Genomic DNA, 23,581 nt, shown 5'->3' with positions numbered 1-23,581 from the left:
CGTATTGACGGGGGCAGGCGTCGAGACGGTGCCGATCGCGCTCGACGAGAAGGGCATCGCGCCGACCGCCGAGGACTGGGAAAATCCGCCAAAAATCATCTTCGTGTCGCCATCGAGCCAGTATCCGACGGGAACCGTGCTCGCGCTCGACCGCCGCCTGGAGCTCATCGAGCAGGCGCAGCGGCACAAGGCATGGATCGTCGAGGACGACTACGACAACGAGCTGCGCTATCACTCGAACCCGGTCGCGTCGATGTTTGGTCTGGATACGTCGCGCCGCGTGATCTACCTGGGCACCTTCAGCAAGGTGATGTTCCCGGGGCTGCGTTTCGCGTATCTCGTCGTGCCGCCCCAGCTCGTCGACAGCTTCGTCGCCGGCAACTGCGAGATGTACCGCGAGGGGCGGCTACCGGACCAGGCGGCGCTCGCGGAATTCATCGCCGAGGGGCATTTTTCGGCGCACATCAAGCGCATGCGCAGCATCTACCGCGAACGGCGCGACACCTTGCAGGAGTCCTTGGAGGGGCGGCTGGGCGGGGCGATCACGCGCTCGGGGGGACACGCGGGCATCCACCTGCTGTACCACTTCAACGGCGCCGTCGATGACGCGCGCGTGGCCGAGAAGACGCTCTCGCGCGGGGTCGTCGTGCGGCCGCTGTCGGTATATTACATCCGCCCGGAGCAGGCTCGGCCGGGACTCAATCTGGGTTACGCGAGCGTGCCGGTCGAGCGCATCCTGCCGGCCGTCGACGTGTTGGCGCGGGTCGTCGAGGAGAGCATGAGCGGCGCGCCGCGCTGACGGCGCTCAGTGCGCGCCGGTGATGTACGGGACGTAGTCCTTGTCGGTGCCGCAGATGTGGAGGATCAGCCATTCGCCGTACAGAAAGGGCATCAACTGCTGCAGTACCGCGACGTCGCCGCTTTCGAAGAGCTGCTCGAAATCCTGCACTTGGCGCAGGATCTTGTTGTGTTCCGCACGGTGCGCGGCGATGCTCTCCAGCGGGTAGCCAGCGTCGGCGATGCGGCCTTCCTCGTACGAGAAGTGCGATGTGACGTAAGCGGCGAGGCGGTCGAAGACGTCGCGCGCAGCGGTCGCGGAAACGTCGGGGCGCCGCAGCTGGTCGGCCAGCTCGTTGATGATCGCGATCATTTCCTGATGCTGGGCGTCGAGCGTCGCGTCATCGACGGAGTACTCCGCCTTCCATTCGAAACGATCCATCTGCTGAATCCTCAGCGGTTCCACAGGCCGCGCAGTACGACCACGGAACCCCGGTAATTGGAGAACGGCACCATGCCTTCGATGCGATACCCCTCCTGAGCCGTGTCGCGCGGCTGCGGGGTCAGCATCGGCATGCCGCTGGGTTTGATGAAGGAATACACCTGCGGGCAGGCGGTGTTGGCCGTGCGCTTCTTGACCACCGCGATTTCGCCGTTCGTGAGCCGCACGATCGCACCGGGCGGGAACACGCCGATTTCCTTGATCATCATGCCGATCAGGCGGCTGTCGGTCTGCTCGCCCTGCTCATGCATCAGTTTGCGCATCGCCTCGGTCGACACCATGGCCTTGCGATAAGGACGGTCGCGCACCATCGCGCTGTAGATGTCGGCGATTGCGAGTACGCGCGTCGGCAGGGCGATTGCGGGCCCCGCCGCGTGATCGGGGTAGCCGCTGCCGTCGAGGCGTTCGTGGTGATGGCGTACTGCGTCGAGCCAGGTCTTTTCGCGCACGCCGAGCTTCCCGAGGATCCCCTCGCTGTCGCCCGGGTGGGCGTTGATGCGCTCGCGCTGCAGCGGCATCAGCGGCGTGGTCTGGCGATCGAGGATGTCCTGGATGTCGAGCAGGGCGATGTCGTGCGTCAGGCCCGCCTTGATCAGCGGCAGGCGTGAATCGTCCGGCACACCGAGCTTCTTGCCGATCAGCTCGCACAGCATTGCGGCCTGCAGGTGGTGCACGACGGCGTAGGAGCTGTCGTAGTCGAGGTGCAGGTTCGCGAGCGCGGAGTCTGTGTCGTGAGTGCAGGCTTCCTGCACCGTGAGCGCGATGCCTTCGATGCGCGGCACGAAGTCGTCGCTCAGGCCGCCCGTCTTGTAAAGGTCGAAGGTCCGCTTCAACCGGACCTTCAGCAGGTCGAACATCTCGAAGGAGTTGTGCTCCTCGGTGACGGTCGGCGTCGGCAGGTTGGGACGCGCCGGTTTTGCGTGGGCGGCATCGACACTGACGTAGCTGCCGTTCTCGATCAGGACGTCACGCTGCTTCTCGGTGTTGATGACGAAACCGGCCTTGAGCAGCAGCATGCCGCCCGCGTCGTAGACGGCGTAGGGCAACGGCTCTCCCAGGCGGATGTCGCTCGGGGAGACGCGGCGAAAATTGCCTGATAGCGGAGGTGTCATGGTGTCGGGCCGGGGCGCGGACAACGAATTCGAAACATACGAGGGTTAACGGCACATACGCGACGTTCTGCAGCCCGATTCGGGACCGGGACGCAGCTCAGCGATTGCCGCGCACGATCGATTAATACCTTCGTTATAGTGCCACAGCTATCGTCGGATGCGCCGCGTTTTTTGACGGGCTGCCGCAATCCCGAGATGCCGCCGTTTTGTTGTCCATAAAACGTTAATGGCATATTTAAAATCTATTTAAAAGGTATGGCGTAGACGGCGCATAGCGAGCAATGCCGCGGCTACATGATGGATCGACTCGCCGGATGCAATATGAAATATTAGTTGTATCGCGGGCCGAATCGGGGGACATAATCCATGCGTTTGCGCTTGCGGGACGTGTTCGGAGACCGGTATGTCGCTCCATCGTTTCCTCGCCCGGCTGATCTGGCTGTGCGTGTTGCCACTGGTCTTCCTCGCGGCTTATCTGGCAATCGACAGCGTCCGTTCGGCGCAGTTGCAACGCGACGCGCGCGCGGACCGGCTTGCGCGCAACGTCGTCACTGCGATCGACGAGGACCTGAACGCGCGCATGGCGGCCCTGCAGATGCTGGCCGCATCGCCGCTCGCGGACGACGCGTCGCGCTGGGAGGATTTCTATCGCGAGGCGCTCGGTTTCTACCGCAGTTTCGGCAGTCACGTCATTCTTGCCGACCAGCAGTTGCAAATGCGCTTCAACACGCGCAACCCCTTTGGTACGCCACTGCCGGCGCTGCCGGTGCCGAAAGGCCGCAGTGCCGCACGAACGGCGCTGACGACCGCGGCGCCGGCGGTCGGTGACACCTTCGTCGGCCCCGTCGCTCGTGTGCCGATGGTCGCCATCGCGGTGCCCGCGCTCCGCGGCGAGCAGCCGGTCGCTCTGGTGCTGTCCGTGTTCGAGGCCCGCCAGATGCAGGAGCGGCTGGACCGCGTGGTGCTGCCCGAGGGCTGGGCGTTGACGCTGCGCGACAGCGTGGGTACGACGATCGCAGCGCGTTCGCCGCCCGGCTTCGATGCCGCTGCCGATGTCGATCCTGCCGGCCGCGTGGCGATCGCCTCGACCGTCGCACCCTGGTCATTGGTACTCGAAGTGCCGCGCGCCATCCGCCGCGCCCCCTTCGTACAGGCGGCGGTCGTGCTGGCTTTGGCGGTGCTCGGCGCGACGCTGGCGAGCGTGGCCGGCGGCAGCTTGGCCGGACGTCGCCTCGCGCGGGACATCGCCTCGCTCGTGGCACCGTCCGCCCGGACCTCGAACTTGCCGGCGATCCGGGAGATCGCTGCCGTGCGAGCGCTGCTCGACGAGGCGCATGGCCGACGCGAGACAGCCGAAGCGGCGCTGCGCGACAGCGAACAACGCTTCCGCGCGACCTTCGAGCAGGCGGCGGTGGGCATTGCGCTCGTCACGCCTCAGGGCGGTTGGCTGCGCACGAACCAGAAACTGTGCGACATCGTCGGCTACACGCAGGAGGAACTGGCGGCGCTGACCTTCCAGGACATCACGCATCCGGACGATCTCACGGCCGACCTCGGCCAGCTGCAGCGGATGCTGGCGGGCGAGATCGAAACCTATTCGATGGAGAAGCGCTATCTGCGCAAGGCCGGCGGCCTCGTCTGGGTCAACCTGACCGTCGCGCTGGTGCGGCGGGCGGACGGCCGCCCGGACTATTTCATCTCGGTGGTCGAGGACATCCAGCGCCGCAAGGAGGCCGAGATTGCGCTGCAGGAGCTCAACGCGAGCCTCGAACAGCGCGTCGCGCTGCGGACCGCCGAGCTGACGGCGGCGAACCAGGAGCTCGACAGCTTCGCCTACGCGGTGTCGCACGACTTGCGTGCGCCGCTGCGCGCGATGAGCGGCTTTTCCAATGCGCTCGCCGAGGATTACGGCGACCGGCTCGACGGCGAGGCGAAGCTGTACCTCGACCAGATCGACATCGCGAGCCGCAAGATGGGCGAACTGATCGAAGGCCTTCTCGCGCTGTCGCGCAGTACGCGGGGGGAACTCAAGCGCGAGCAGGTCGACGTCACCGCGATCGCGCAAGCGACGCTCGCCGCGCTTGCGCATTCCGAGCCCGGTCGCGTGGTCGACGCGACGGTCGAGCCCGGCCTGACCGTTTGCGGCGGGGCGCGGATGACCGAGGCGGTCCTCGACAACCTGATCGGCAACGCGTGGAAATACAGCGCGAAATCGCCGTCGGCGAAGATCCGCGTCTACCGCGGCGAACTCGACGGCAAGCCCTGCGTCTGCATCAGTGACAACGGCGCGGGCTTCGATATGGCCCACGCCGATCAACTCTTCCAGCCTTTCCGGCGGCTGCATCGCCACGACGAATTCCCCGGTATCGGCATCGGGCTCGCGACCGTGCAGCGCATCGTCCAACGTTACGGCGGAGCGATCCGGGCGCACTCGGCGGTCGGCGAGGGTGCGACCTTCTGCTTCCGGCTGGCGGACGAGGACGAGGCCGCATGAGCCGGCCCGCCGACGCTTCATCCAAGGAGCTTCAACATGCGTAGAAAAACCATTTTGCTCGTCGAAGACAACCCGCAGGACGAGATGCTGATGCTGCGGGCGCTGAAGAAGGTCAATCTCGCCAACGAGGTTGCGGTCGCGCGTGACGGCCAGCAGGCGGTCGACTACCTCTTCGGCGAAGGCGAATTCGCCTCGCGCGCGGGCGCCGAGCTGCCCACCGTCGTCCTGCTCGACATCGGCCTGCCGCGCCTCTCGGGCCTCGAAGTGCTCGTCCGGCTGCGGGCGGATCCGCGCACGAAGCTGCTGCCGGTCGTGATCCTGACCTCGTCCGACGAGGAACGTGACCGGCTCAGGAGCTACGAGGTGGGCGCCAACAGCTTCGTGCGTAAGCCGCTCGATTTCAGCGAATTCGCCGAGAAGGTCGCGCGGCTTGGCGTGTATTGGCTTGCGACCAACGAGCAGCCGCAGGGCTAAGGCCGATCCCGGCTAGGGGCGCAGTCGCTCGTGCGCGACCGCGCGCACGGCCGTGGTCAAGGCGTCGAGCGCCAGCGAGCCGAGACGCCAGCGGTGCCAGTAGAGCGGCACGTCGAGATGCCGGCCAGGCGCGATCTCGACCAGTTCGCCGGTTGAAATCGCGGGCAGCGCGAAATGCTCCGGCACCATGCCCCAGCCCAGTCCTTGTCGGGCGAGGCCGACAAAGCCATGCACCGAGGGCACGTAATGCGTCGGCGGCTGCAAGGCTTCGTCCGTGAAGAGCGCAATGAACAGGTCCTGCAACCCGTCCTTGAGGTTAAAGCGCAGCATCGGCGCGCGGGTGAGACTCGCGCCATCCACGCCGCCCGTAAAGTGGCGCGCGACAAACGCGGGAGACGTTACCGCGAGATAACGCATCGTCCCCAGCGGCTCGACGCTGCAGCCCTGGATCGCCGCCGCGCTCGCGCTCACCGCCGCCATCACCGTACCCTCGCGCAACAGCGTCGCCGAATGGTCCTGGTCCTCGACGCGCAGATCGAACACGACTGCAGGCTCGGTCGGCATCGCGTCGAACACCGGCAGGAACCAGCTGTCCAGCGAATCCGCATTCACCGCGATCGGCATCCGCAGCGCCGCGCCACCGCCCTCCTCCGCACTGCCCAACGCACCGAGCATCTCCGCTTCGAGCAAGGCCAGCTCTTCCGTGTAGCGCACCAGCAGCGTGCCCGCACCCGTCGGCACACAAGGGCTCGCGCGTTGGATCAGCACCTGCCCGAGCCGCTCCTCCAACTGCTTGATACGCTGGCTGATCGCCGACGGCGTCACATGGAGCTTGCGCGCGGCGGCCTCGAAGGAGCCTTCGCGGATCACCATCGCGAAAGCGGCGAGCTGAGCATTGTCGATCTTCATGGATTAGAGAAATTAACCGTCCGTCAAAACGTTTAGTTTTCCTTGCGGATTATCGCTCGCTAGGCTCGGGTCCTCAACTTCCCCCGAGCCCCCCGTGAACATCGCCGCTCTCGTCAGCCCATCTCTTGACAGCCCCTTTCTCGCCGGCTTCCTCGCCAGCCTCGCCCTAATCGTCGCCATCGGCGCGCAGAACTCCTTCGTGCTTCAGCAAGGCATCCGCCGCGAACACCTGCTGCCGGTGACGCTGATCTGCGCCGCCTCCGACGCCCTGCTGATCGCCGCCGGCATCGCCGGCCTCGGCACGCTGATCCAGGCGAACCCCCTCCTCCTCGCCGCCACCCGCTATGGCGGTGCCGCCTTCCTCCTCGCCTACGCTGGCCTCGCCGCTCACCGCGCCTGGCAGGGCGAACGGCTCGACGTCGGCGCCGCCGCACCGATGCCGCTCGCCACCGCCATCGCGACCTGCCTCGGTTTCACCTTCCTCAATCCCCACGTCTATCTCGACACCGTGATCCTGCTCGGCGGCCTCGCAAACCAGCATGGCGAGGGCGGGCGATGGCTCTTCGGCGTGGGCTCGGCGGCGGCGAGCTTGCTGTGGTTCGTCGCGCTGGCTTACGGCGCGCGGCTGTTGGCACCACTCTTTACCCGGGCGACGGCGTGGAGGGTGCTGGATACGCTGATTGCCGTGGTGATGGCGGGTCTTGCGTTCACCTTGTTGGCCAGCGGGAACGTCGTCTGGGCAGGCAACCTTGCCGCCGGCGGACAATTTCTTTCATCGCGTGCCGAACTTCTGGTCGTGCCCAGTCTAGAATATGCCAATGTGAAAATGCCAAAGACATTATCTGGCAACGCTTGATCCAACAAGGGAGCAAAAGGCAATGAAAGCGGTTTCGTTCTTTCTCGCAGTTACTGCGTTCTCCAGCGCGGCATTTGCCAATTCGGCATGCGACAAACCGAGAGATGATTTCGATGACCTGTATTGTCTGAACAAGGTCTATCAGGAAGCGGATTCGGAGCTGAACGCGAACTACAAGAAGCTGAAGCCACTGCTGGATGCAAATGGGGCGGCAGCTCTCAAGAAGGGGCAACTTGCATGGATCGAAGAGAGAAATTCTCGCTGTAGTCAGCGAGACGGCCTTGAATTCTTTGTAAATCTGAGCTGCGCTACGAAGCGGACCATCAGCAGAGCGCAGTTCCTTCAAGACCGATATCGTGAATGCGTCAGCGCCGGTTGCCAGAACAGCAAACTCTGACGCGCGGAATTCACAGCGCATGAAGCAGAAAGGCTCCCTAGGGAGCCTTTTTTCATTGTCAGTGCCGACAACGGCAGACAAAGTCACACGTCAATATTCCTCGCATACAACGCGTTCCCCTCGATGAACGCCCGACGCGGTTCCACGTCGTCGCCCATCAGCGTCGTAAAGATCTCATCCGCAGCGATCGCGTCATCGATCTGCACCTTCAACAGCCGGCGCACCGCCGGATCCATCGTCGTTTCCCACAGCTGCTCGGGGTTCATCTCACCCAGACCCTTATAGCGCTGCTTCGTCAGCCCGCGTTCGACTTCGTTCAGCAGCCAGCGGATGGCTTCGGCGAAGCGGGTGACGGCTTGGGCCTTCTCGCCGCGGCGGATAGTGGCGCCGGGGCCGATCAGGTCGGCGATGGCGGCGCTCGCCGTGCGGATGCTGCGATAGTCGCCGGAGCGCACAAAAGGCTCGTCGAGCCAGCCGATCTTGCGGTTGCCGTGGTGCATGCGCTCGATGGCGAGCTGCCAGGTTTCCGTTTCGTCGTGGTATTCGGCGCGCAGGCGCACGTCGTCCGGGAGGTGCGGCTGGATGCGGGCGATGCTGTCGTTGGCGGCGGCTTCGTCGTCGAGGCTGACTTCGATGTCGTGGGCGAGCATCGCGTGCAGCACGGCGGGGTCGATGTAGCCGGCGAGGCGGTTGATGACGGCTTCCGCGAGCAGGTAGCTGCGGGCGAGGCCGCCGAGGGTTTCGTCGCCGATGGGTGCAGCGCCTTCGCGCGGCAGTAGCGTGGCGCCATCGAGGGCGAGCTTCAGCAGGTGCTGGTTGAGCTCGTTGTCGTCCTTGATGTAGAGCTCGGTCTTGCCGTGCTTGATCTTGTAGAGCGGCGGCTGCGCGATGTAGATGTGGCCGCGCTCGACGAGCTCGGGCATCTGGCGGTAGAAGAAGGTCAAGAGCAGCGTGCGGATGTGGGCGCCATCGACGTCCGCGTCGGTCATGATGATGATGCGGTGGTAGCGCAGCTTCTCGGGCTTGTAGTCTTCCTTACCGATGCCGGTGCCGAGTGCGGTGATCATCGTCGCGATTTCCTGGCTCTGCAGCAGCTTGTCGAAGCGCGCCTTCTCGACGTTGAGGATCTTGCCCTTCAGCGGCAGGATCGCCTGGAACTTGCGGTCGCGGCCCTGCTTGGCGGAGCCGCCTGCGGAGTCACCCTCGACGAGGTAGATTTCGCACAGCGCGGGATCCTTCTCCTGGCAGTCGGCGAGCTTGCCGGGCAGGCCCACGCCGTCGAGCAGGCCTTTGCGGCGCGTCATCTCGCGCGCCTTGCGGGCAGCGTCGCGGGCGCGGGCGGCTTCGACGATCTTGGCGCAGATGGTCTTGGCGTCGATCGGGTTTTCCTGCAGGAAGTCGGTCAGCTTGTTGGCGACGACTTCTTCGACCGCCGGACGCGCCTCGGAGGACACCAGCTTCATCTTGGTCTGGCTGGCGAACTTCGGGTCGGGCATCTTCACCGACAGCACGCAGGCGAGGCCTTCGCGCATGTCGTCGCCGGTGATGTCGACCTTGGCCTTCTTCGCGATCTCGTGTTCTTCGATGTACTTGTTGATGACGCGGGTCATCGCGGCGCGCAGGCCCGTGAGGTGGGTGCCGCCGTCGGCCTGCGGGATGTTGTTGGTGTAGCACAGCACCTGTTCGGCGTAGCTGTCGTTCCACTGCATCGCCACCTCGACACCGAGTTCGGCGTCGTGGCCGTGGCCGGTCGGGATGCGCGTGGTGCCTTCGGCGTAGAACACGCTCGGGTGCAGCACGCTCTTGGTGCGGTTGATGTATTCGACAAAGCCACGCACGCCGCCCGCGAAGGCGAAGTCCTCTTCCTTGCCGAAGCGCTGGTCGACCAAGCGGATCTTGACGCCGTTGTTGAGGAAGGAGAGTTCCCGCAGGCGCTTCGCGAGGATGTCGTAGTGGTATTCGATAGTGCCGAAGATCTCTTCGTCGGCGAGGTAATGCACTTCGGTGCCGCGCTTCGCGGTTTCACCCATCACCTTCAGCGGGCTGGTCTCGATGCCGGCGACGAGCTCGATGATGCGGTCCTGCGGCACGCCGCGATGGAACTCCATGAAGTGCTTCTTGCCGTCGCGGCGCACCGTCAGGCGCAGCCACTTGGAGAGCGCGTTCACGCACGAGACGCCCACGCCGTGCAGACCGCCCGACACCTTGTAGCTGTTCTGGTTGAACTTGCCGCCCGCGTGCAGCACGCACATCACGATCTCAGCCGCGGAGCGCTTCGGTTCGTGCTTGTCGTCCATCTTCACGCCGACCGGAATGCCGCGGCCGTTATCGGCGACCGAGATCGAGTTGTCGGGGTGGATGGTGATGACGATGTCGTCGCAGTGGCCGGCCAGCGCCTCGTCGATCGAGTTGTCGACGACCTCGAACACCATGTGGTGCAGGCCGGTGCCGTCGGAGGTGTCGCCGATGTACATGCCTGGGCGCTTGCGCACGGCCTCCAGACCTTCGAGCTGCTGGATGCTCGATTCGTCATAGGCGCCGGAGCCGGCGGCGGGGGCAGGGGCGGACTGAGGCAGGTTTTGCGGTTCGGACATCGTCTATCTCGGGTGATTCATCAAAGAACACGCCCCGGGAGGGCCCGGGGCGGAGGGCACACGGCCGGCGGCGTGCCGGCCGGCGTCAGATTCTCATGGGCATGACGACGTACTTGAAGTTGTCGTTGCCCGGCAGCGTCACGAGCGCGCTCGAATTGCCGTCGTTGAAGCGCCATTCGACATGGTCTTCGTGGGTGTTGTTGAGCACGTCGACCAGATAGGTGACGTTGAAGCCGATGTCGAGCGGGTCGCCGTGGTAGTCGACTTCGAGCTCTTCCTGGGCTTCTTCCTGTTCGGCGTTGGTCGAGGCGATCTTGAGGCTGCCGTCGCCGAGCACGAGGCGCACGCCGCGGAACTTGTCGTTGGTGAGAATCGCGACGCGGGACAGGGTAGCGAGCAGCGGCGCGCGCTCGAAGGTGATCATCTTCGGGTGGTTCTGCGGGATCACGCGTTCGTAGTCGGGGAACTTGCCGTCGATGAGCTTCGAGACGAGCTCGATCGGGCCGAAGCGGAATACGACCTGGTTGCCGGCGAGGATCACTTCGACCGGATCTTCCGTGTCGGCGAGCTGGCGCGCGAGTTCCATCACGGTCTTGCGCGGCAGGATCGCTTCGCTGCGCGGCAGCTCGACCGGCAGCGGGCTCGACGCGAAGGCGAGGCGGTGGCCGTCGGTCGCGACCATGCGCAGTTCGGTGCCGGCGACGATCAGCAGCAGGCCGTTGAGGTAGTAGCGGATGTCCTGCTGCGCCATCGCGTAGGCGACCTGGGCGAGCTGGCGCTTGAACTGCTTCTGGCTCACCGAGAAGCGCGACGCTTCGGCTTCGGGCAGATTCATGCGCGGGTAGTCGGCGGCGGGCAGCGTCTGCAGCGCGAAGCGGCTGCGGCCGGACTTGACCGTGAGGCGCTTGTCGTCGAGCGTGACGTTCACTTCCCCCGCCGGCAGCGCGCGCAGGATGTCCTGCAGCTTCTTCGCCGCAACCGTGATCGACGCATCCTCGCCGCCGATGTGCCCGCCCGTCGTGGTGCGGATCTGGATCTCGATGTCGGTGGCGAGCATCGTGAGCTGGTCGCCATGCTTCTCGATCAGCACGTTCGACAGGATCGGCAGGGTGTGGCGCTTTTCGACAATGCCGGCGACCGACTGCAGCGGTGCAAGGAGCGCGTCGCGGTTGGTGTTGAGCAGAAGCATGGCGTCAGTGTCTTCCGTGTGGAGTTATGCAGGTTGCGCGCACGGCGCGCGGTCGAGATGGGGCGGGGCTACGAAATCGGGGGAGGGAAGGCGCATTGCGGGTCGCAGGCTCATCCGCGCAGCACCTGGGTGAGCACGTGCACGTCGTGGTTGAGCTGGTGGTCGCCGAGGCGCAGTTCGGTGATCGTGCGGCAGGCATGCAGCACCGTCGTGTGATCGCGCCCGCCGAAGGCTTCGCCGATTGCCGGCAGTGACATCGGCGTGAGTTCCTTCGCGAGCCACATCGCCACCTGGCGCGGACGGGCGATCACGCGCGTGCGCTTCTTCGAATGCATGTCGGCGATCTTGATCTTGTAGTAATCGGCGACGGTCTTCTGGATGTGCTCGATCGTGAGCTGGCGGTTGTGCGCGTTGAGGAGATCCTTCAGCGCGTCCTTGGCGACTTCGAGCGAGATGCTGCGGCCGTGGAAGCGCGCGAAGGCGACGACCTTGTTGAGCGCGCCTTCGAGCTCGCGCACGTTCGAGCGCAGGTTCTTGGCGATCAGGAAGGCGACGTCGTCGGTGAGTTCAACGCGCAGCGCTTCGGCCTTCTTCTGCAGGATCGCGACGCGCATCTCGAGCTCGGGCGGCTCGATCTGCACCGTCAGGCCCCAGTCGAAGCGCGAGATCAGGCGATCTTCGAGGCCCTGGATGTCCTTCGGATAGGTGTCGCAGGTGATGACGATCTGCTTGCGCGCTTCGGTCAGCGCGTTGAAGGCGTGGAAGAATTCTTCCTGCGTCCGGTTCTTGTTGTTGAAGAACTGGATGTCGTCGATCAGCAAGAGGTCGAGCGAGCGGTAGTAGCGCTTGAAGGCGTCGAAGCTCTTTTGCTGGTAGGCGCGCACGACGTCGGCGTAGTAGTCCTCGACGTGGACGTAGCGGATCACCGCACGCGGGTTGTGGCGATAGACGGCGTTGCCGATGGCGTGCACGAGGTGGGTCTTCCCGAGGCCGACGCCGCCATATACGAAGAGCGGGTTGTAGGACGTGCCCGGGTTCTGCGCGACCTGCATCGCGGCGGCGCGGGCGAGGTCGTTCGCGCGGCCGGTGACGAGGGTGTCGAAGGTGAAATCGGGGTTGAGCCGCGTCTTCTCGTAGGCGAGCTCGGAAGGGCTCGTGGCCGGTTCGGGTTCGCTGCGCGTGATGATCGCCGGCGCGACAGCAGCGCGGGCAGCGCTCACCGGCGCGGCGTCGCCGTTCGCGGCGGCAGCCGTGGTGGTCGAGGGTTTGGGCGCCGCGGCGCGTGCGGCACCGCCGGCGGGCAGCGTGAGTTCGAGTTTCAGCGGTTCGCCGTGAAATTCCTCGCCCAGCTCCTCGATGCGGCGCAGGTAGCGCTCGCGCACCCATTGCATGACGAAGCGGTTGGGCGCGAGCAGGCGCAGCGCCGGTTCGGGCGCGGGCGAGTCCTCCGCTGCCTGCAGGGTCTTGATCCAGGTATTGAACTGCTGCTGGGGCAGCTCGGTTTCAAGACGCGACAGGCAGAAGGACCAGAAGGCTTGGCTCACGGGCTGAAGGGACGTTGCTTGTGGCACGGTTCTCGATACGGGCCCGGCTCCACGCAACACCATGGAGGCGGGCTGGATACGGCAGCTTGAATAAGGTTCGGGATGCTTCGGCCGCTTGCGGGCCGCAAGCGCCGGCGACAGGGCGCTCGACGAAATTGCAGCTGGAGTGCGGCTAAAGGCGGAACCACGGGATTCTACTCGCAGGGGACAAAGTTATCCACAGCTTCATTCAAAAATTGTGCTTGACAAACAGGATATTATCCAATTAAATCTCCGGTTTGACCCAAACTCTGGCAGACCGAAATGAAACGCACCTATCAGCCTTCCGTCGTCCGTCGCAAGCGCACCCATGGTTTTCTGGTTCGCATGAAGACCCGTGGCGGTCGCGCCGTGATCCGCGCTCGTCGCGCGAAGGGCCGTCACCGTCTCGCCGTCTGAGGTGAGCAGCCCGTCGGGCGTTGACGAGCGATTCCTCAGCGCCTACAAATTATGCAAAACGGATGAATTTTCATCCGTTTTTGCTTTTCGGCGGGCCCTCAAGGGACGGTTCTTCATGATCCACTACCGTCCCAATGAGCTCCCGACGGCCCGTCTCGGCGTGGTGGTGGCGAAGAAACTTGCCAAGCACGCCAACCTGCGCAATCTCCTGAAACGCATCGTGCGCGAACACTTCCGCAAGATCCGCGCTTCGCTTCCGCCCCAGGACCTGATCGTGCGCCTGCACGCCCCGGTGCGCGGCGTGACGCGTGCGGCGATCAACGAAGATGTCGCGCAGCTGTTCGGACGCGTGCAGCGATCATGAAAATCGTGCTCCTCGGCCTGCTGCGCGGCTATCGCTACGTCGTCAGTCCGATGCTGGGGCGCAATTGCCGTTTTTACCCGAGCTGCTCCGTGTACGCCGTCGAGGCCGTTGAGCGCCATGGCGCGCTGCGGGGCGGCTGGCTCGCGGTCAAGCGGGTGGGTCGTTGCCACCCATTCCATCCGGGCGGGTATGATCCCGTTCCCTGAACCTACAGAGCTTACAAGAATCCGATGGATCAGCGTCGTCTCATACTCTTCCTCGTCCTCTCCTTCTCCATCCTGATGCTGTGGGAAGGCTGGCAGAAGCAGCACCAGCCCGTGCCCGCGCCGGCCGCGAATGCGCCGCAGGCCACCAGCGCCGCCGACGGTGCCGTGCCGACGCCGAGCTCGAGCGCCGCCGCCGTGCCGCCGACTGCCGATGCGCAAGCCGCGGTGTCGAACGCGCCGCGCGTGACCGTGCGCACCGACATGCTGGTCGCCGAAGTGTCGGCCGAGGGCGGCAGCATCGTGCATCTCGAACTCACCAAGCACAAGTCGCGCGACGACGTCAGCCGCAACTTCGTGCTGTTCGACGACGGAGCCGAACATCTCTACGCGGCGCAGTCCGGCCTCATCGGCGACGGCCTGCCGACGCATCGCACGAGCTTCGCGCTGCCCGCCGGCGAGCAGGTGCTGAAGGACGGCCAGGACACGCTGACCGTGCGCCTCGAGGCGCCCGAGCAGAACGGCGTCAAGGTCGCGAAGCTGCTGACCTTCCACCGTGGCAGCTACGTCGTCGATGTCGCATGGGAGATCACGAACGGCAGCGGCGCCCCGATCGCTCCGCATGCCTACTACCAGTTCACGCGCGACGGCAAGCCGTCCGAGCCCGCGCGGCGCTTCGGCGTGAACGCCTTCACCGGTCCGGCCTTCTACACCGAGGCCGAGAAGTACCAGAAGGTGAAGTTCGACGAGATCGAAAACGGCAAGGCGAAGTTCGCGAAGAAGGCGAGCGACGGCTGGATGGCGATGGTGCAGCATTACTTTGTCGGCGCCTGGCTGCCGCAGGGCAATGTCGAGCGCGAGTTCTTCGCACGCAAGGTCGGCAACGACCTGTACTCGTCGGGCATGATCCTGCCGGTCGAGGCGATCGCGCCGGGCCAGTCGGGGAAGGTGTCGGCCGAGCTCTACGCCGGTCCTCAGGAACAGGACAAGCTCGCGTCGGTCGCGAAGGGGCTCGATCTGGTCGTCGACTACGGCTGGCTGACCGTGATCGCGGCGCCGCTCTTCTGGGTGCTGTCGTGGATCCACAGCGTCGTCGGCAACTGGGGCTGGTCGATCATCCTCGTGACCGTCGCCATCAAGGCGCTGTTCTTCCCGCTGTCGGCCGCGAGCTACAAGTCGATGGCGAAGATGCGCGTGCTCGGGCCCCGCATGCAGCGCCTGAAGCAGCTCTATGGCGACGACAAGGTCAAGCTGCAGCAGGAAATGATGGAGATGTACAAGCGGGAGAAGATCAACCCGCTGGGCGGCTGCCTGCCGATCCTGGTGCAGATCCCGGTCTTCATCTCGCTGTACTGGGTGCTGCTCGGCAGCGTCGAGATGCGCCACGCGCCGTGGCTCGGCTGGATCCAGGATCTGTCCGCGCAGGATCCGTACTACATCCTGCCGGTGCTGATGGGCATCTCGATGTTCGTGCAGACCAAGCTCAACCCGACCCCGCCGGATCCGATCCAGGCCAAGGTCATGCTGATCATGCCGCTCGTGTTCAGCGTGATGTTCCTGTGGTTCCCGTCCGGGCTCGTGCTGTATTGGGTCGTCAACAACGTGCTGTCGATTACCCAGCAGTGGAAGATTACGAGGATGATCGAAGGTGGAAAGTCCGCCGCGAAGCCTGCCTGACGTGATCGCCGCCGTCGCGACCGCTCCCGGTCGCGGCGGGGTCGGCGTGATCCGCGTGTCCGGTGCTGGCCTGCTGCCGATGGCGCAGGCGCTGGCCGGCAAGAGCCCCGAACCCCGCCATGCGGGGTTCGCGCGTTTTACGGACGCTAAAGGCGCGACCATCGACGAAGGAATCCTGCTCTATTTCCCGGCGCCGCGCTCCTTCACGGGCGAGGACGTGCTCGAATTGCAGGGCCACGGCGGGCCGGTCGTGATGCAGATGCTGCTCGCGCGCTGCCTCGAGCTCGGTGCGCGTCTCGCCGAGCCGGGCGAGTTCTCGCGCCGCGCCTTCCTCAACGGCAAGATGGACCTCGCGCAGGCCGAAGCCGTCGCGGACCTGATCGAAGCCTCGACCGCGGCCGCGGCGCGCTCCGCGGTGCGCTCTCTGTCGGGGGTGTTCTCGGATGAAACCCATCGAATCACGGATGCTCTGATCGACCTGCGTATGCTGGTCGAGGCGACGCTCGATTTCCCCGAGGAGGAAGTCGAATTCCTGCAGAAGGGGCGGGCGCTGGAGCGGCTCGCGGGGGTGCGTGCTCAGCTCCTGGACGTGCTCGACCGCGCCCGCCAGGGGGCGCTGCTGCGCACGGGCATGAACGTGGTGCTGGTGGGGCAGCCGAACGTCGGCAAGTCGAGCCTGCTCAACTGCCTCGCCGGCGAGGAGCGGGCGATCGTGACCGAGATCGCCGGGACGACGCGCGACGCGCTGCGCGAGACGATCGCGATCGAGGGTATCCCGATCCACATCATCGATACCGCGGGTCTGCGCGAGACCGTCGATCCGGTCGAGAAGATCGGGGTCGAGCGCACCTGGCGCGAGATCGAGCGGGCCGACGTGATCCTGCGCCTCGTCGAGGCGCGCAACGGGTTGCAGGCTGAGGATGCCGCGATCGACGCGGCGCTGCCGGTCGGCGTCGAGCGCATCACCGTGTTCAACAAGATCGACCTCAACGGGCAGGCGCCCGAGCGGCGCGATGACGAGGCCGGCATCGCACTTTACCTGTCGGCGAAGGCGGGGCAGGGCATCGACCTGCTGCGCCGCGAGCTGCTGCGCGTGGCGGGTTGGCATGCGCATGGCGAGGACGTGGTGCTCGCGCGCGAACGTCACCTCCTTGCGTTGCGTCGCGCGCTCGAACACGTCGATATGGCCGGAGAGCAGAGCGCTGCGCTCGAGCTCTTCGCCGAGGAATTGCGTCAGGCGCAGGAATGCCTGGGCGAGATCACCGGCGAATTCACCTCCGACGACCTGCTCGGCGTCATCTTTTCGCGGTTCTGTATCGGCAAGTGAGCGGCGCCCGCGATGGGTGCCGCGGCCTCGTGGCGCTGTTCCGAATATGCGTAGCGCGTGACGTGAAAAGTTTGGCAAGAGCGTTTTCTTGCCGATTGTTAGTCCGCCCGAAAAATGACAAAGTGTTAACGCACGGAGCGCCTGCGTAGTTCGAGCAGGCGAAGGCGTTTCCTCCTTGTCCGTGGGTGCGGCACCGGAGCGTGTCGCGTGTGCTGCCTTCCGCAGGAGAGCAGTGATGGGCAGGGGATATAAGCCCGAATGGTTGTACGAGTCGCTCCCGCATCTCTATCTGACGCGCGGGGTGCTGACTATCGTGTGGTTGCGAAGTCCGTTCGCGATGCTGAGCGGAACGCTCCTCATGTCGACCGCGGCTGTGATGTTGAGGATGCGGCGCCGGTTCAGGCGTGCGATGGCCGCGCAAGTCTTTGTTCCGCCCGACGGCACGTTGCGGCAATTGGCCTGGCACCCTCAATTCGAAATCGGCCATGCCGTAATCGACGAGCACCATCGCGCCTTGTTCGCCCGTTGCAACGAGCTGATCGACGAGATCCAGGGCGACAAGGCGATGAGCGTTATCGAATTGCGCGTGTATGAGCTGCTTTGGGCCTTTGAGGCACATTGCGAAGCGGAGCACGGACTGTTGGCTCGGGTCGGGGCGCCGCTATCGGACGACGAGGTCGACGCGTACGAGGGGATTCTGTCGGACGCCAAGCTGCTGCGCGAGCGCTATCACGAGGGGGCGCTGACGATGGCGGAGCTGGTGCGCTTCGTCGCGTATGAGGTGCTGTTCAAACACGTCGTCGGCAGCCCAGAGCTCATCGACGCGAACTGAGTCGCGGGTGTTCGCTCGCGTAGGATTAGGGGGCTGCCGGGAGGGGGCAGCGCGGGTATCATTGCCGTCCCCATCAGTGTTCCACGTGAAACAACCCCCAGATGCCCGAATTCGATTCCGTATTGCTCCTCCTTGGCATCGCGTCATTCTTCGCAGGGTTCGTCGATGCGGTGGTCGGAGGAGGGGGCCTGATTCAGATCCCGGCGCTGTTCGCTGCGTTTCCGCAGATGCTGCCGGCCACCTTGTTCGGGACCAACAAGCTGGCGAGCGTTGTCGGGACGAGCAGTGCCGCGATCCAGTATGCGCGCCGCGTCGCCGTGCCCTGGCACGTTGCCTTGCCTGGCGCGATCGCGGCACTCCTCGGCAGTTGGTGCGGGGCTCGCGCGGTGGCCTATCTTCCGCCGACGCTGCTGAAGCCCGTGATCCTCGTGCTGCTGATCTTTGTCGCGGCCTACACATTTGCGCGCAAGGATTTTGGCGCGTCGGCGCAGGAGCACCCCGATGGGCGCCGCGTGCGAATCATCGCGATTGCGATCGGCCTAGGCATCGGTTTTTACGACGGCTTCTTCGGGCCGGGCACGGGCAGCTTTCTGATCTTCCTCTTCGTGCGGGTGCTGGGAATGGACTTCCTGCGTGCCTCCGTGACCGCCAAGATCCTGAACGTAGCAACCAATATCGCAGCGATCGCCTTCTTTGCGCTGAACGTGCCGATCTTGTGGGCCGCGGCGGCGATCATGGCGGCCTGCAATCTGTCCGGCGCGATCATGGGTTCCCGCCTCGCGTTGCGGCATGGTGTCGGCTTCGTGCGCAAGATGTTTCTGTTCGTGGTGTGCGTGCTGATTGCGAAGATGGGCTGGGACCTCGTCGCGCACTGATGGGTGACATGTTTCACGTGGAACATCCCGTTGGCCGATCGGGTTGCGCCACCACCGAAAACCACAGGTCTTCCCGACGGTCACATCGACAGCAAACCCGAGGAGCATCGAGATGAAGGACCCCTTCCTTTACGAAGCCCTGAACGACGATGTCCGATTCGGCCTGCGCGGCGGGCGTCTTCTCGAAGCGGGGGAGACCGAGCACCAGCGTTACGAGGTCTGGGACACGCCGCAACTCGGCAAACTCTTCCGCCTCGACGGAAGCTTCATGACTTCCGAACGCGACGAGTTCTTCTACCACGAGAACCTGATCCACGTGGCCGGCTCGGCGCACGCGGGGCTGCGCAGCGCATTGATCATTGGCGGCGGAGACGGCGGCTCAGCGGAGGAGATCCTGAAGTACCCCGACGTCGAGCGCGTCGTGATCGTGGAACTCGACGCCAAGGTGGTCGAGATCGCGCGGGCGCATCTGCAGGCGGTGCACCGCGGCGCGCTCGACGATCCGCGGCTCGAACTTCGGATCGGCGACGGCTTGTGCTACGTCGCCGAGCGGGCGGAAAATCCGCCTGAGCGCTTCGATCTGGTGGTGCTGGACCTGACCGATCCGGTTGGACCTGCGCAGGCGTTGTACATGGAGAGCTTCTTCGCTGCCTGCAAGGCGCTGTTGAGCGAGGGCGGCGCGCTGACACTGCATCTCGGTTCGCCGATCTTCCAGCCCGACCGCGTACGTGATCTGGTGGTGCGCTTGAGAACGGTCTATCGGCACGTGGCGCCCTATTTCTTGTACATCCCGCTTTATGGATCGCTGTGGGGACTGGCGGTGGCCTCCGACGCGCTCGATCCGACTTCGCTCAATGCGGAGGAAGTGGATCAAGGTCTTGCAGCACGCGGTATCGGCGCGTTGCAGTATTACAATGGCGAGGTGCATCGTGCGCAGTTCGCATTGCCGAATTTCCTGCGCGACATGTTTTGGTGAGCACCGCAAGCGGCTCAGTCCACCCACTCTGAACGGATCGTTTACTTGGCACCCAGACCTTCATCCTACCCGGCAAAGCCGCTCGTGCTTCCGATCGATAGCCTTGGCTACAGCCTTGCCCGCGCGGCGGAGCTGGTCGCCGCCGTGCTCGAAGGCGCGAATCTGACCGACGCCTGGGAGAGGGCCCTGAAGGCCAATCCGGGCTGGCCGGACGCGACGCGCGGCGCCGTACGCGATCTCGCATGGAGTTGTCTGCGCGCCTACGGGCGTGGTGACGCGGTACTGCGCGACCTGCTGCACAAGCCCTTGCCGACCGAACTGCATGCGCTGTTGCTCGTAGCCTTGAACCGGCTGGAGAGTCATCCGCAGCAGGCTCACACCGTCGTGGATCAGACGGTGGACGCGGCCGCGTCGCTGATCCCGGCGTTGAAGGGCGTGATCAACGGCGTGCTGCGCAATTGTCTGCGCAACCGCGACGCCTTCGCGGCGACGGTCGAGGCCGATCTCGCCGCGCGTTACCGGCATCCCGCGTGGTGGATCAGGCGTCTGCAGCAATCCTTTCCGGATCGCTGGGAAGCGGCCTTGGCAGGCGGCAACATGCATCCGCCGATGGCGCTGCGCGTCAATCGTCAACGCGCGGATGTCCCGAGCACGACGGCGGCGCTTCGAGAGGCGGGCCTGTCGCTGCGCGAGCTTGATAACGGCGCACTCGTGCTGGACACGCCGGTTGCCGTGACGGCCCTGCCGGGCTTCGCCGAGGGCAGGCTGTCGGTTCAGGACGCGGGCGCGCAGTGGGCGGCCCCATGGCTCGGACTTGAGGCCGGACAACGCGTGCTCGACGCCTGCGCCGCGCCGGGCGGCAAGTCCGCGCATATCCTGGAGACTGCGCCGGTCGAACTGCTGGCGCTCGAGCTCGATCCGATGCGCACGCAGCGCATCCGCGACAACTTCGCGCGTCTTGGCCTCGCGGCACCGGTGCGCACGGCGGATTGCCGCGACGTCGAGGCGTGGTGGGATGGACGTCCCTTCGACCGCATTCTTGCCGATGTACCGTGCTCGGCATCCGGCGTGGCGCGGCGCCACCCCGACATCAAGTGGTTGCGCCGCCCCGAGGATATCCGCCGTTTCGCTGCGCAGCAGGCCGACATCCTCGACGCGCTGTGGCCGACACTCGCGCGCGGTGGCCGCATGCTCTACGTCACCTGTTCCGTCTTCGACGACGAAAACTCACGCCAGATCGCCGCCTTCTGCGCCCGCCACGACGATGCCCGCCGGATTGATATCGACGGGCAGCCCGACCGCCAATTCCTCCCCAACGCCGACCATGACGGCTTCTACTACGCGCTCGTCGAAAAAGCCGCTTGATCGCCTGCGCGCCGTCGCCACGGCGGCCTTGCTCTGCCTATGGCTGCCGCTCGCAGCGATGGCGGCGGAGGGCCGCATTGGCTACGCGGAAATCGTGTCGGGCGAAGAGGGCTATGTCGTCAACGCCGACATCGACGTGGAGCTCAATCCGCGACTCGTTGATGCCGTTTCGCGCGGCGTGTCCCTCTATTTCTCGGCGCAATTCATCGTCGAGCGCGAGCGCTGGTACTGGCTGAACGAAATCGTGGCCGACCGCACGCTCAACTACCGTGTTTCGTACAACGCGATCACGCGCAGCTATCGTCTCTCGGTCGGTAGCCTGCACCAGAGTTTCGAGACCCTGGACGAGGCCGTTCGCACGATGCTGCGCATCCGAAACTGGCAAATCGCGCCCATCAGCGCGCTGCAGCCTGGCACCTCCTACAATGTGGCGCTGCGCTTCCAGCTCGACACCAGTCTGCTGCCGAAGCCCTTCCAGGTGACGGCGATCGGCAGCCGCGACTGGAATCTCAGCACCGACTGGACACGCTGGACCTTCCTGGCGGGGGCGCCGCGATGAAGCGCGCGCTGCTGCTCGTCGTCGCGGCGATCGCGGCGATTTCGCTGTTCCTGCTCGCATCGGCAAGTTCCAACACGGATCTCTTCGCGGCGAGCTACCCGTATCTGCTCGCCTTCAACGGCGCGATCGTCGTCGCGCTGCTCGGCCTCGTCGCCTACCAGCTCTCCGGGCTGTGGCGCGAGTACCGGGCGCGCCAGTTCGGCTCGCGGCTGAAGTACCGCCTGCTGCTGATGTTCGCGCTGATTGCGCTGGTGCCCGGCGTCCTGATCTACGCCGTGTCGCTGCAGTTCGTCGTGCGCAGCATCGACTCGTGGTTCGACGTGCGGGTCGATTCGGCGCTCGAAGGTGGCATCGCGCTGGGCCAGAACGCGCTCGAGTATCTCGTCGGCCAGGTCAGCGACAAGGCGCGCGACATGGCGATGGACCTGGAGATGACCGACCCGGTGCCGCCGACGCTACTGAACCGCAAGCGCGAGCAGGTCGGCGTGGGCTCGGCAACGGTGATCGGACCCAACGGCCAGGCGCTCGTGACGACCTCGGACGCGCTCGACAGCTTCATGCCGGAGGTCCCTGGGCCCGCACAGTTGCGCGAAGCGCGGCAGACCCAGCGCTACCATTCGGTCGATACCCACCCGGGGGCGGGCATGATGATCCGCGTGGTGGTGCCGATCCCGTCGCGGCTGCTCAGCGTCGAGACGCGCTATCTGCAGCTCACGCAGCGCGTGCCGGAAAGCTTCACGCGCAATGCCGAGGCGGTGCAGGAGGCCTACCGCGAGTATCAGCAGCTGACGCTGGGACGCACCGGGCTCACGCGCATCTACACGCTGACGCTGACGCTCACGCTGCTCCTCGCGTTGCTCGCGGCGGTCGCCGTCGCCTTCGTGCTGTCGCGGCGGCTCGCGGCGCCCTTGCTGATCCTCGCCGAAGGGACGCAGGCGGTCGCCCAGGGCGACTTCAGCCCGCGTCAGGCGCTGCCCGCGCGCGACGAGCTCGGCGTGCTGACGCAGTCCTTCAACCGCATGACGCGTCAGCTCGTCGAGGCGCGCGATCTGGCGGAACGCAATCGGGGCGCCGTCGAGGCGGCCCGTGCTTACCTGGAAAGCGTGCTGGCGAACCTGTCGACGGGCGTGCTCGCATTCGCCGCCGACGGCAAGCTGCGTGCGGCAAACGCCGGCGCGATGCAGATCCTGCACGACGAGCTCGAAGGCTTCGAGGACATCGCGCTGGCCGCATGGCCCCGCCATCATGCCTTCCGTGACGCCCTCGTGAAGGGCTTCGCCGAGAACGAGGGCGATTGGCACGAGCAGTTCGAGCTGAAGCCCGAGGACCGTCCGCCGCAGACCCTGCTGATCCACGGCGCGCGGCTGCCGCAGGCCTCGGGTGGCGGCCTGGTGGTGGTGTTCGACGACCTGTCCAACCTGATCACGGCGCAACGCGCTGCGGCCTGGGCGGAGGTCGCGCGGCGGCTCGCGCACGAGATCAAGAATCCGCTGACGCCGATCCAGCTCTCGGCCGAGCGCCTTGCGTACAAGCTCGCGGATCGGCTGGACCCGGAAGGGCGGGAGATCCTCGAGCGGGCGACGCGCACGATCGTGAACCAGGTCGAGTCGATGAAGAATCTGGTGAATGATTTCCGCGATTACGCCAAACTGCCGACTCCGGTGATCGGGCGCCTGGATCTGAACGGCCTGATCACCGAAGTGCTGAACCTGTATGAAAGCTCGCCGGTGATGATCCGCGCCGAGCTCGCGCGCAATCTTCCGCTGGTGGCCGGCGACGCGAGCCAGCTGCGGCAGGTGATCCACAACCTGTTGCAGAATGCCGAGGATGCGCTGACCGGGCGGGAGGATGGCGAGGTCACCTTGGTGACCCGTCTCGAAGGGGATCGGGCGGTGCTCGTGCTGAGCGACAACGGACCGGGCTTTCCGGCCGAGATCCAGGCACGCGCCTTCGAACCTTATTTCACGACCAAGAGCCGCGGCACGGGCCTGGGTCTGGCGATGGTCAAGAAGATCGTCGATGAACACGGCGGCGAAGTCCGCCTGCTGAACAGTGAATCCGGCGGCGCCGAAGTCCGCATTCGCCTGCGGCTGGCGGGCGCCGACCAGTGAAAGTGA

The 23,581-nt window shown here is 65.3% G+C and carries 22 protein-coding genes; 16 read left to right on the top strand and 6 right to left on the bottom strand.

Features of this window, described 5'->3' with window-relative positions; all coding sequences use genetic code 11:
* The coding region (locus tag VJ673_RS22050; RefSeq protein ID WP_324128323.1) for an aminotransferase-like domain-containing protein at positions 1-799 on the top strand (799 nt) is incomplete at its 5' end.
* A 6-nt stretch (positions 800-805) separates the two neighbouring features.
* Here VJ673_RS22050 and VJ673_RS22045 read toward each other — a convergent pair.
* Together VJ673_RS22045 and VJ673_RS22040 are read right to left on the bottom strand one after the other, a co-directional pair.
* Positions 806-1,219, bottom strand: coding sequence for a bacteriohemerythrin (locus tag VJ673_RS22045; RefSeq protein WP_324128322.1), 414 nt, complete (start codon positions 1,217-1,219; stop codon positions 806-808).
* An 11-nt stretch (positions 1,220-1,230) separates the two neighbouring features.
* Complete coding sequence (locus VJ673_RS22040; RefSeq protein ID WP_324128321.1) at positions 1,231-2,325, bottom strand: HD-GYP domain-containing protein; 1,095 nt, start codon at positions 2,323-2,325, stop codon at positions 1,231-1,233.
* 469 nt (positions 2,326-2,794) lie between these two features.
* On the opposite strand from VJ673_RS22040, the gene VJ673_RS22035 reads away from it, so the two are divergent.
* On the top strand, positions 2,795-4,885 hold the full coding sequence (locus VJ673_RS22035; RefSeq protein ID WP_324128320.1) for a sensor histidine kinase: 2,091 nt from the start codon (positions 2,795-2,797) through the stop codon (positions 4,883-4,885).
* A 36-nt stretch (positions 4,886-4,921) separates the two neighbouring features.
* Positions 4,922-5,359 (top strand): response regulator, encoded by a 438-nt coding sequence (locus VJ673_RS22030; RefSeq protein ID WP_324128319.1) that lies wholly within the window; start codon positions 4,922-4,924, stop codon positions 5,357-5,359.
* Between the two features lie 12 nt (positions 5,360-5,371).
* Here VJ673_RS22030 and VJ673_RS22025 read toward each other — a convergent pair whose 3' ends face one another.
* Positions 5,372-6,268, bottom strand: a complete 897-nt coding sequence (locus VJ673_RS22025) for a LysR family transcriptional regulator ArgP (protein ID WP_324128318.1) — start codon at positions 6,266-6,268, stop codon at positions 5,372-5,374.
* A gap of 94 nt (positions 6,269-6,362) precedes the next feature.
* Between VJ673_RS22025 and VJ673_RS22020 the strand changes: the two genes are divergently transcribed.
* Both VJ673_RS22020 and VJ673_RS22015 read left to right on the top strand, forming a co-directional pair.
* The gene (locus VJ673_RS22020) at positions 6,363-7,124 is read left to right on the top strand and encodes a LysE/ArgO family amino acid transporter (protein WP_324128317.1); all 762 of its coding nucleotides are present in this window, start codon (positions 6,363-6,365) and stop codon (positions 7,122-7,124) included.
* A 22-nt stretch (positions 7,125-7,146) separates the two neighbouring features.
* Positions 7,147-7,521 (top strand): lysozyme inhibitor LprI family protein, encoded by a 375-nt coding sequence (locus tag VJ673_RS22015; RefSeq protein ID WP_324128316.1) that lies wholly within the window; start codon positions 7,147-7,149, stop codon positions 7,519-7,521.
* A gap of 83 nt (positions 7,522-7,604) precedes the next feature.
* Here VJ673_RS22015 and gyrB read toward each other — a convergent pair whose 3' ends face one another.
* The 3 genes from gyrB to dnaA form a co-directional block, all read right to left on the bottom strand.
* A complete protein-coding gene (gyrB, locus tag VJ673_RS22010; RefSeq protein WP_324128315.1) occupies positions 7,605-10,115 on the bottom strand; it encodes a DNA topoisomerase (ATP-hydrolyzing) subunit B in 2,511 nt (836 codons plus the stop codon).
* A gap of 85 nt (positions 10,116-10,200) precedes the next feature.
* Positions 10,201-11,304 (bottom strand): DNA polymerase III subunit beta, encoded by a 1,104-nt coding sequence (dnaN, locus tag VJ673_RS22005; protein ID WP_324128314.1) that lies wholly within the window; start codon positions 11,302-11,304, stop codon positions 10,201-10,203.
* A gap of 110 nt (positions 11,305-11,414) precedes the next feature.
* A complete protein-coding gene (gene dnaA / locus VJ673_RS22000; protein WP_324128325.1) occupies positions 11,415-12,848 on the bottom strand; it encodes a chromosomal replication initiator protein DnaA in 1,434 nt (477 codons plus the stop codon).
* 303 nt (positions 12,849-13,151) lie between these two features.
* Between dnaA and rpmH the strand changes: the two genes are divergently transcribed.
* The 11 genes from rpmH (at position 13,152) to VJ673_RS21945 (ending at position 23,575) form a co-directional block, all read left to right on the top strand.
* Positions 13,152-13,286, top strand: a complete 135-nt coding sequence (gene rpmH / locus VJ673_RS21995) for a 50S ribosomal protein L34 (RefSeq protein ID WP_002926183.1) — start codon at positions 13,152-13,154, stop codon at positions 13,284-13,286.
* A 1-nt stretch (position 13,287) separates the two neighbouring features.
* Positions 13,288-13,650 (top strand): ribonuclease P protein component, encoded by a 363-nt coding sequence (gene rnpA / locus VJ673_RS21990; RefSeq protein WP_324128313.1) that lies wholly within the window; start codon positions 13,288-13,290, stop codon positions 13,648-13,650.
* Positions 13,647-13,856 (top strand): membrane protein insertion efficiency factor YidD, encoded by a 210-nt coding sequence (gene yidD / locus VJ673_RS21985; RefSeq protein ID WP_324128312.1) that lies wholly within the window; start codon positions 13,647-13,649, stop codon positions 13,854-13,856. Before rnpA ends, yidD begins: the two co-directional genes overlap by 4 nt.
* A gap of 24 nt (positions 13,857-13,880) precedes the next feature.
* On the top strand, positions 13,881-15,530 hold the full coding sequence (gene yidC / locus VJ673_RS21980) for a membrane protein insertase YidC (protein WP_324128311.1): 1,650 nt from the start codon (positions 13,881-13,883) through the stop codon (positions 15,528-15,530).
* Complete coding sequence (gene mnmE, locus VJ673_RS21975) at positions 15,502-16,857, top strand: tRNA uridine-5-carboxymethylaminomethyl(34) synthesis GTPase MnmE (protein ID WP_324128310.1); 1,356 nt, start codon at positions 15,502-15,504, stop codon at positions 16,855-16,857. Before yidC ends, mnmE begins: the two co-directional genes overlap by 29 nt.
* Before the next feature lie 235 nt (positions 16,858-17,092).
* On the top strand, positions 17,093-17,689 hold the full coding sequence (locus tag VJ673_RS21970) for a bacteriohemerythrin (protein ID WP_324128309.1): 597 nt from the start codon (positions 17,093-17,095) through the stop codon (positions 17,687-17,689).
* Positions 17,690-17,790: 101 nt separating this feature from the next.
* Positions 17,791-18,564 carry a sulfite exporter TauE/SafE family protein gene (locus VJ673_RS21965; protein WP_324128308.1) on the top strand — a complete coding sequence of 258 codons (774 nt, stop codon included), beginning with the start codon at positions 17,791-17,793 and terminating at the stop codon, positions 18,562-18,564.
* A gap of 112 nt (positions 18,565-18,676) precedes the next feature.
* Positions 18,677-19,540: a polyamine aminopropyltransferase gene (speE, locus tag VJ673_RS21960; RefSeq protein WP_324128307.1), complete on the top strand. Its 864-nt coding sequence runs from the start codon at positions 18,677-18,679 to the stop codon at positions 19,538-19,540.
* An 84-nt stretch (positions 19,541-19,624) separates the two neighbouring features.
* Positions 19,625-20,905, top strand: a complete 1,281-nt coding sequence (gene rsmB, locus VJ673_RS21955; RefSeq protein WP_324128306.1) for a 16S rRNA (cytosine(967)-C(5))-methyltransferase RsmB — start codon at positions 19,625-19,627, stop codon at positions 20,903-20,905.
* A complete protein-coding gene (locus VJ673_RS21950; protein ID WP_324128305.1) occupies positions 20,865-21,464 on the top strand; it encodes a DUF4390 domain-containing protein in 600 nt (199 codons plus the stop codon). Before rsmB ends, VJ673_RS21950 begins: the two co-directional genes overlap by 41 nt.
* Positions 21,461-23,575 (top strand): sensor histidine kinase, encoded by a 2,115-nt coding sequence (locus VJ673_RS21945; protein WP_324128304.1) that lies wholly within the window; start codon positions 21,461-21,463, stop codon positions 23,573-23,575. Before VJ673_RS21950 ends, VJ673_RS21945 begins: the two co-directional genes overlap by 4 nt.
* The last annotated feature ends 6 nt before the right edge of the window (positions 23,576-23,581 follow it).

The organism is Aromatoleum sp. (assembly GCF_035254505.1).
In the GTDB taxonomy this organism is placed as follows: domain Bacteria; phylum Pseudomonadota; class Gammaproteobacteria; order Burkholderiales; family Rhodocyclaceae; genus Aromatoleum.
Note: the sequence above shows the minus strand (reverse complement) of the source record. Positions and strands in the feature narration are given on the sequence as shown.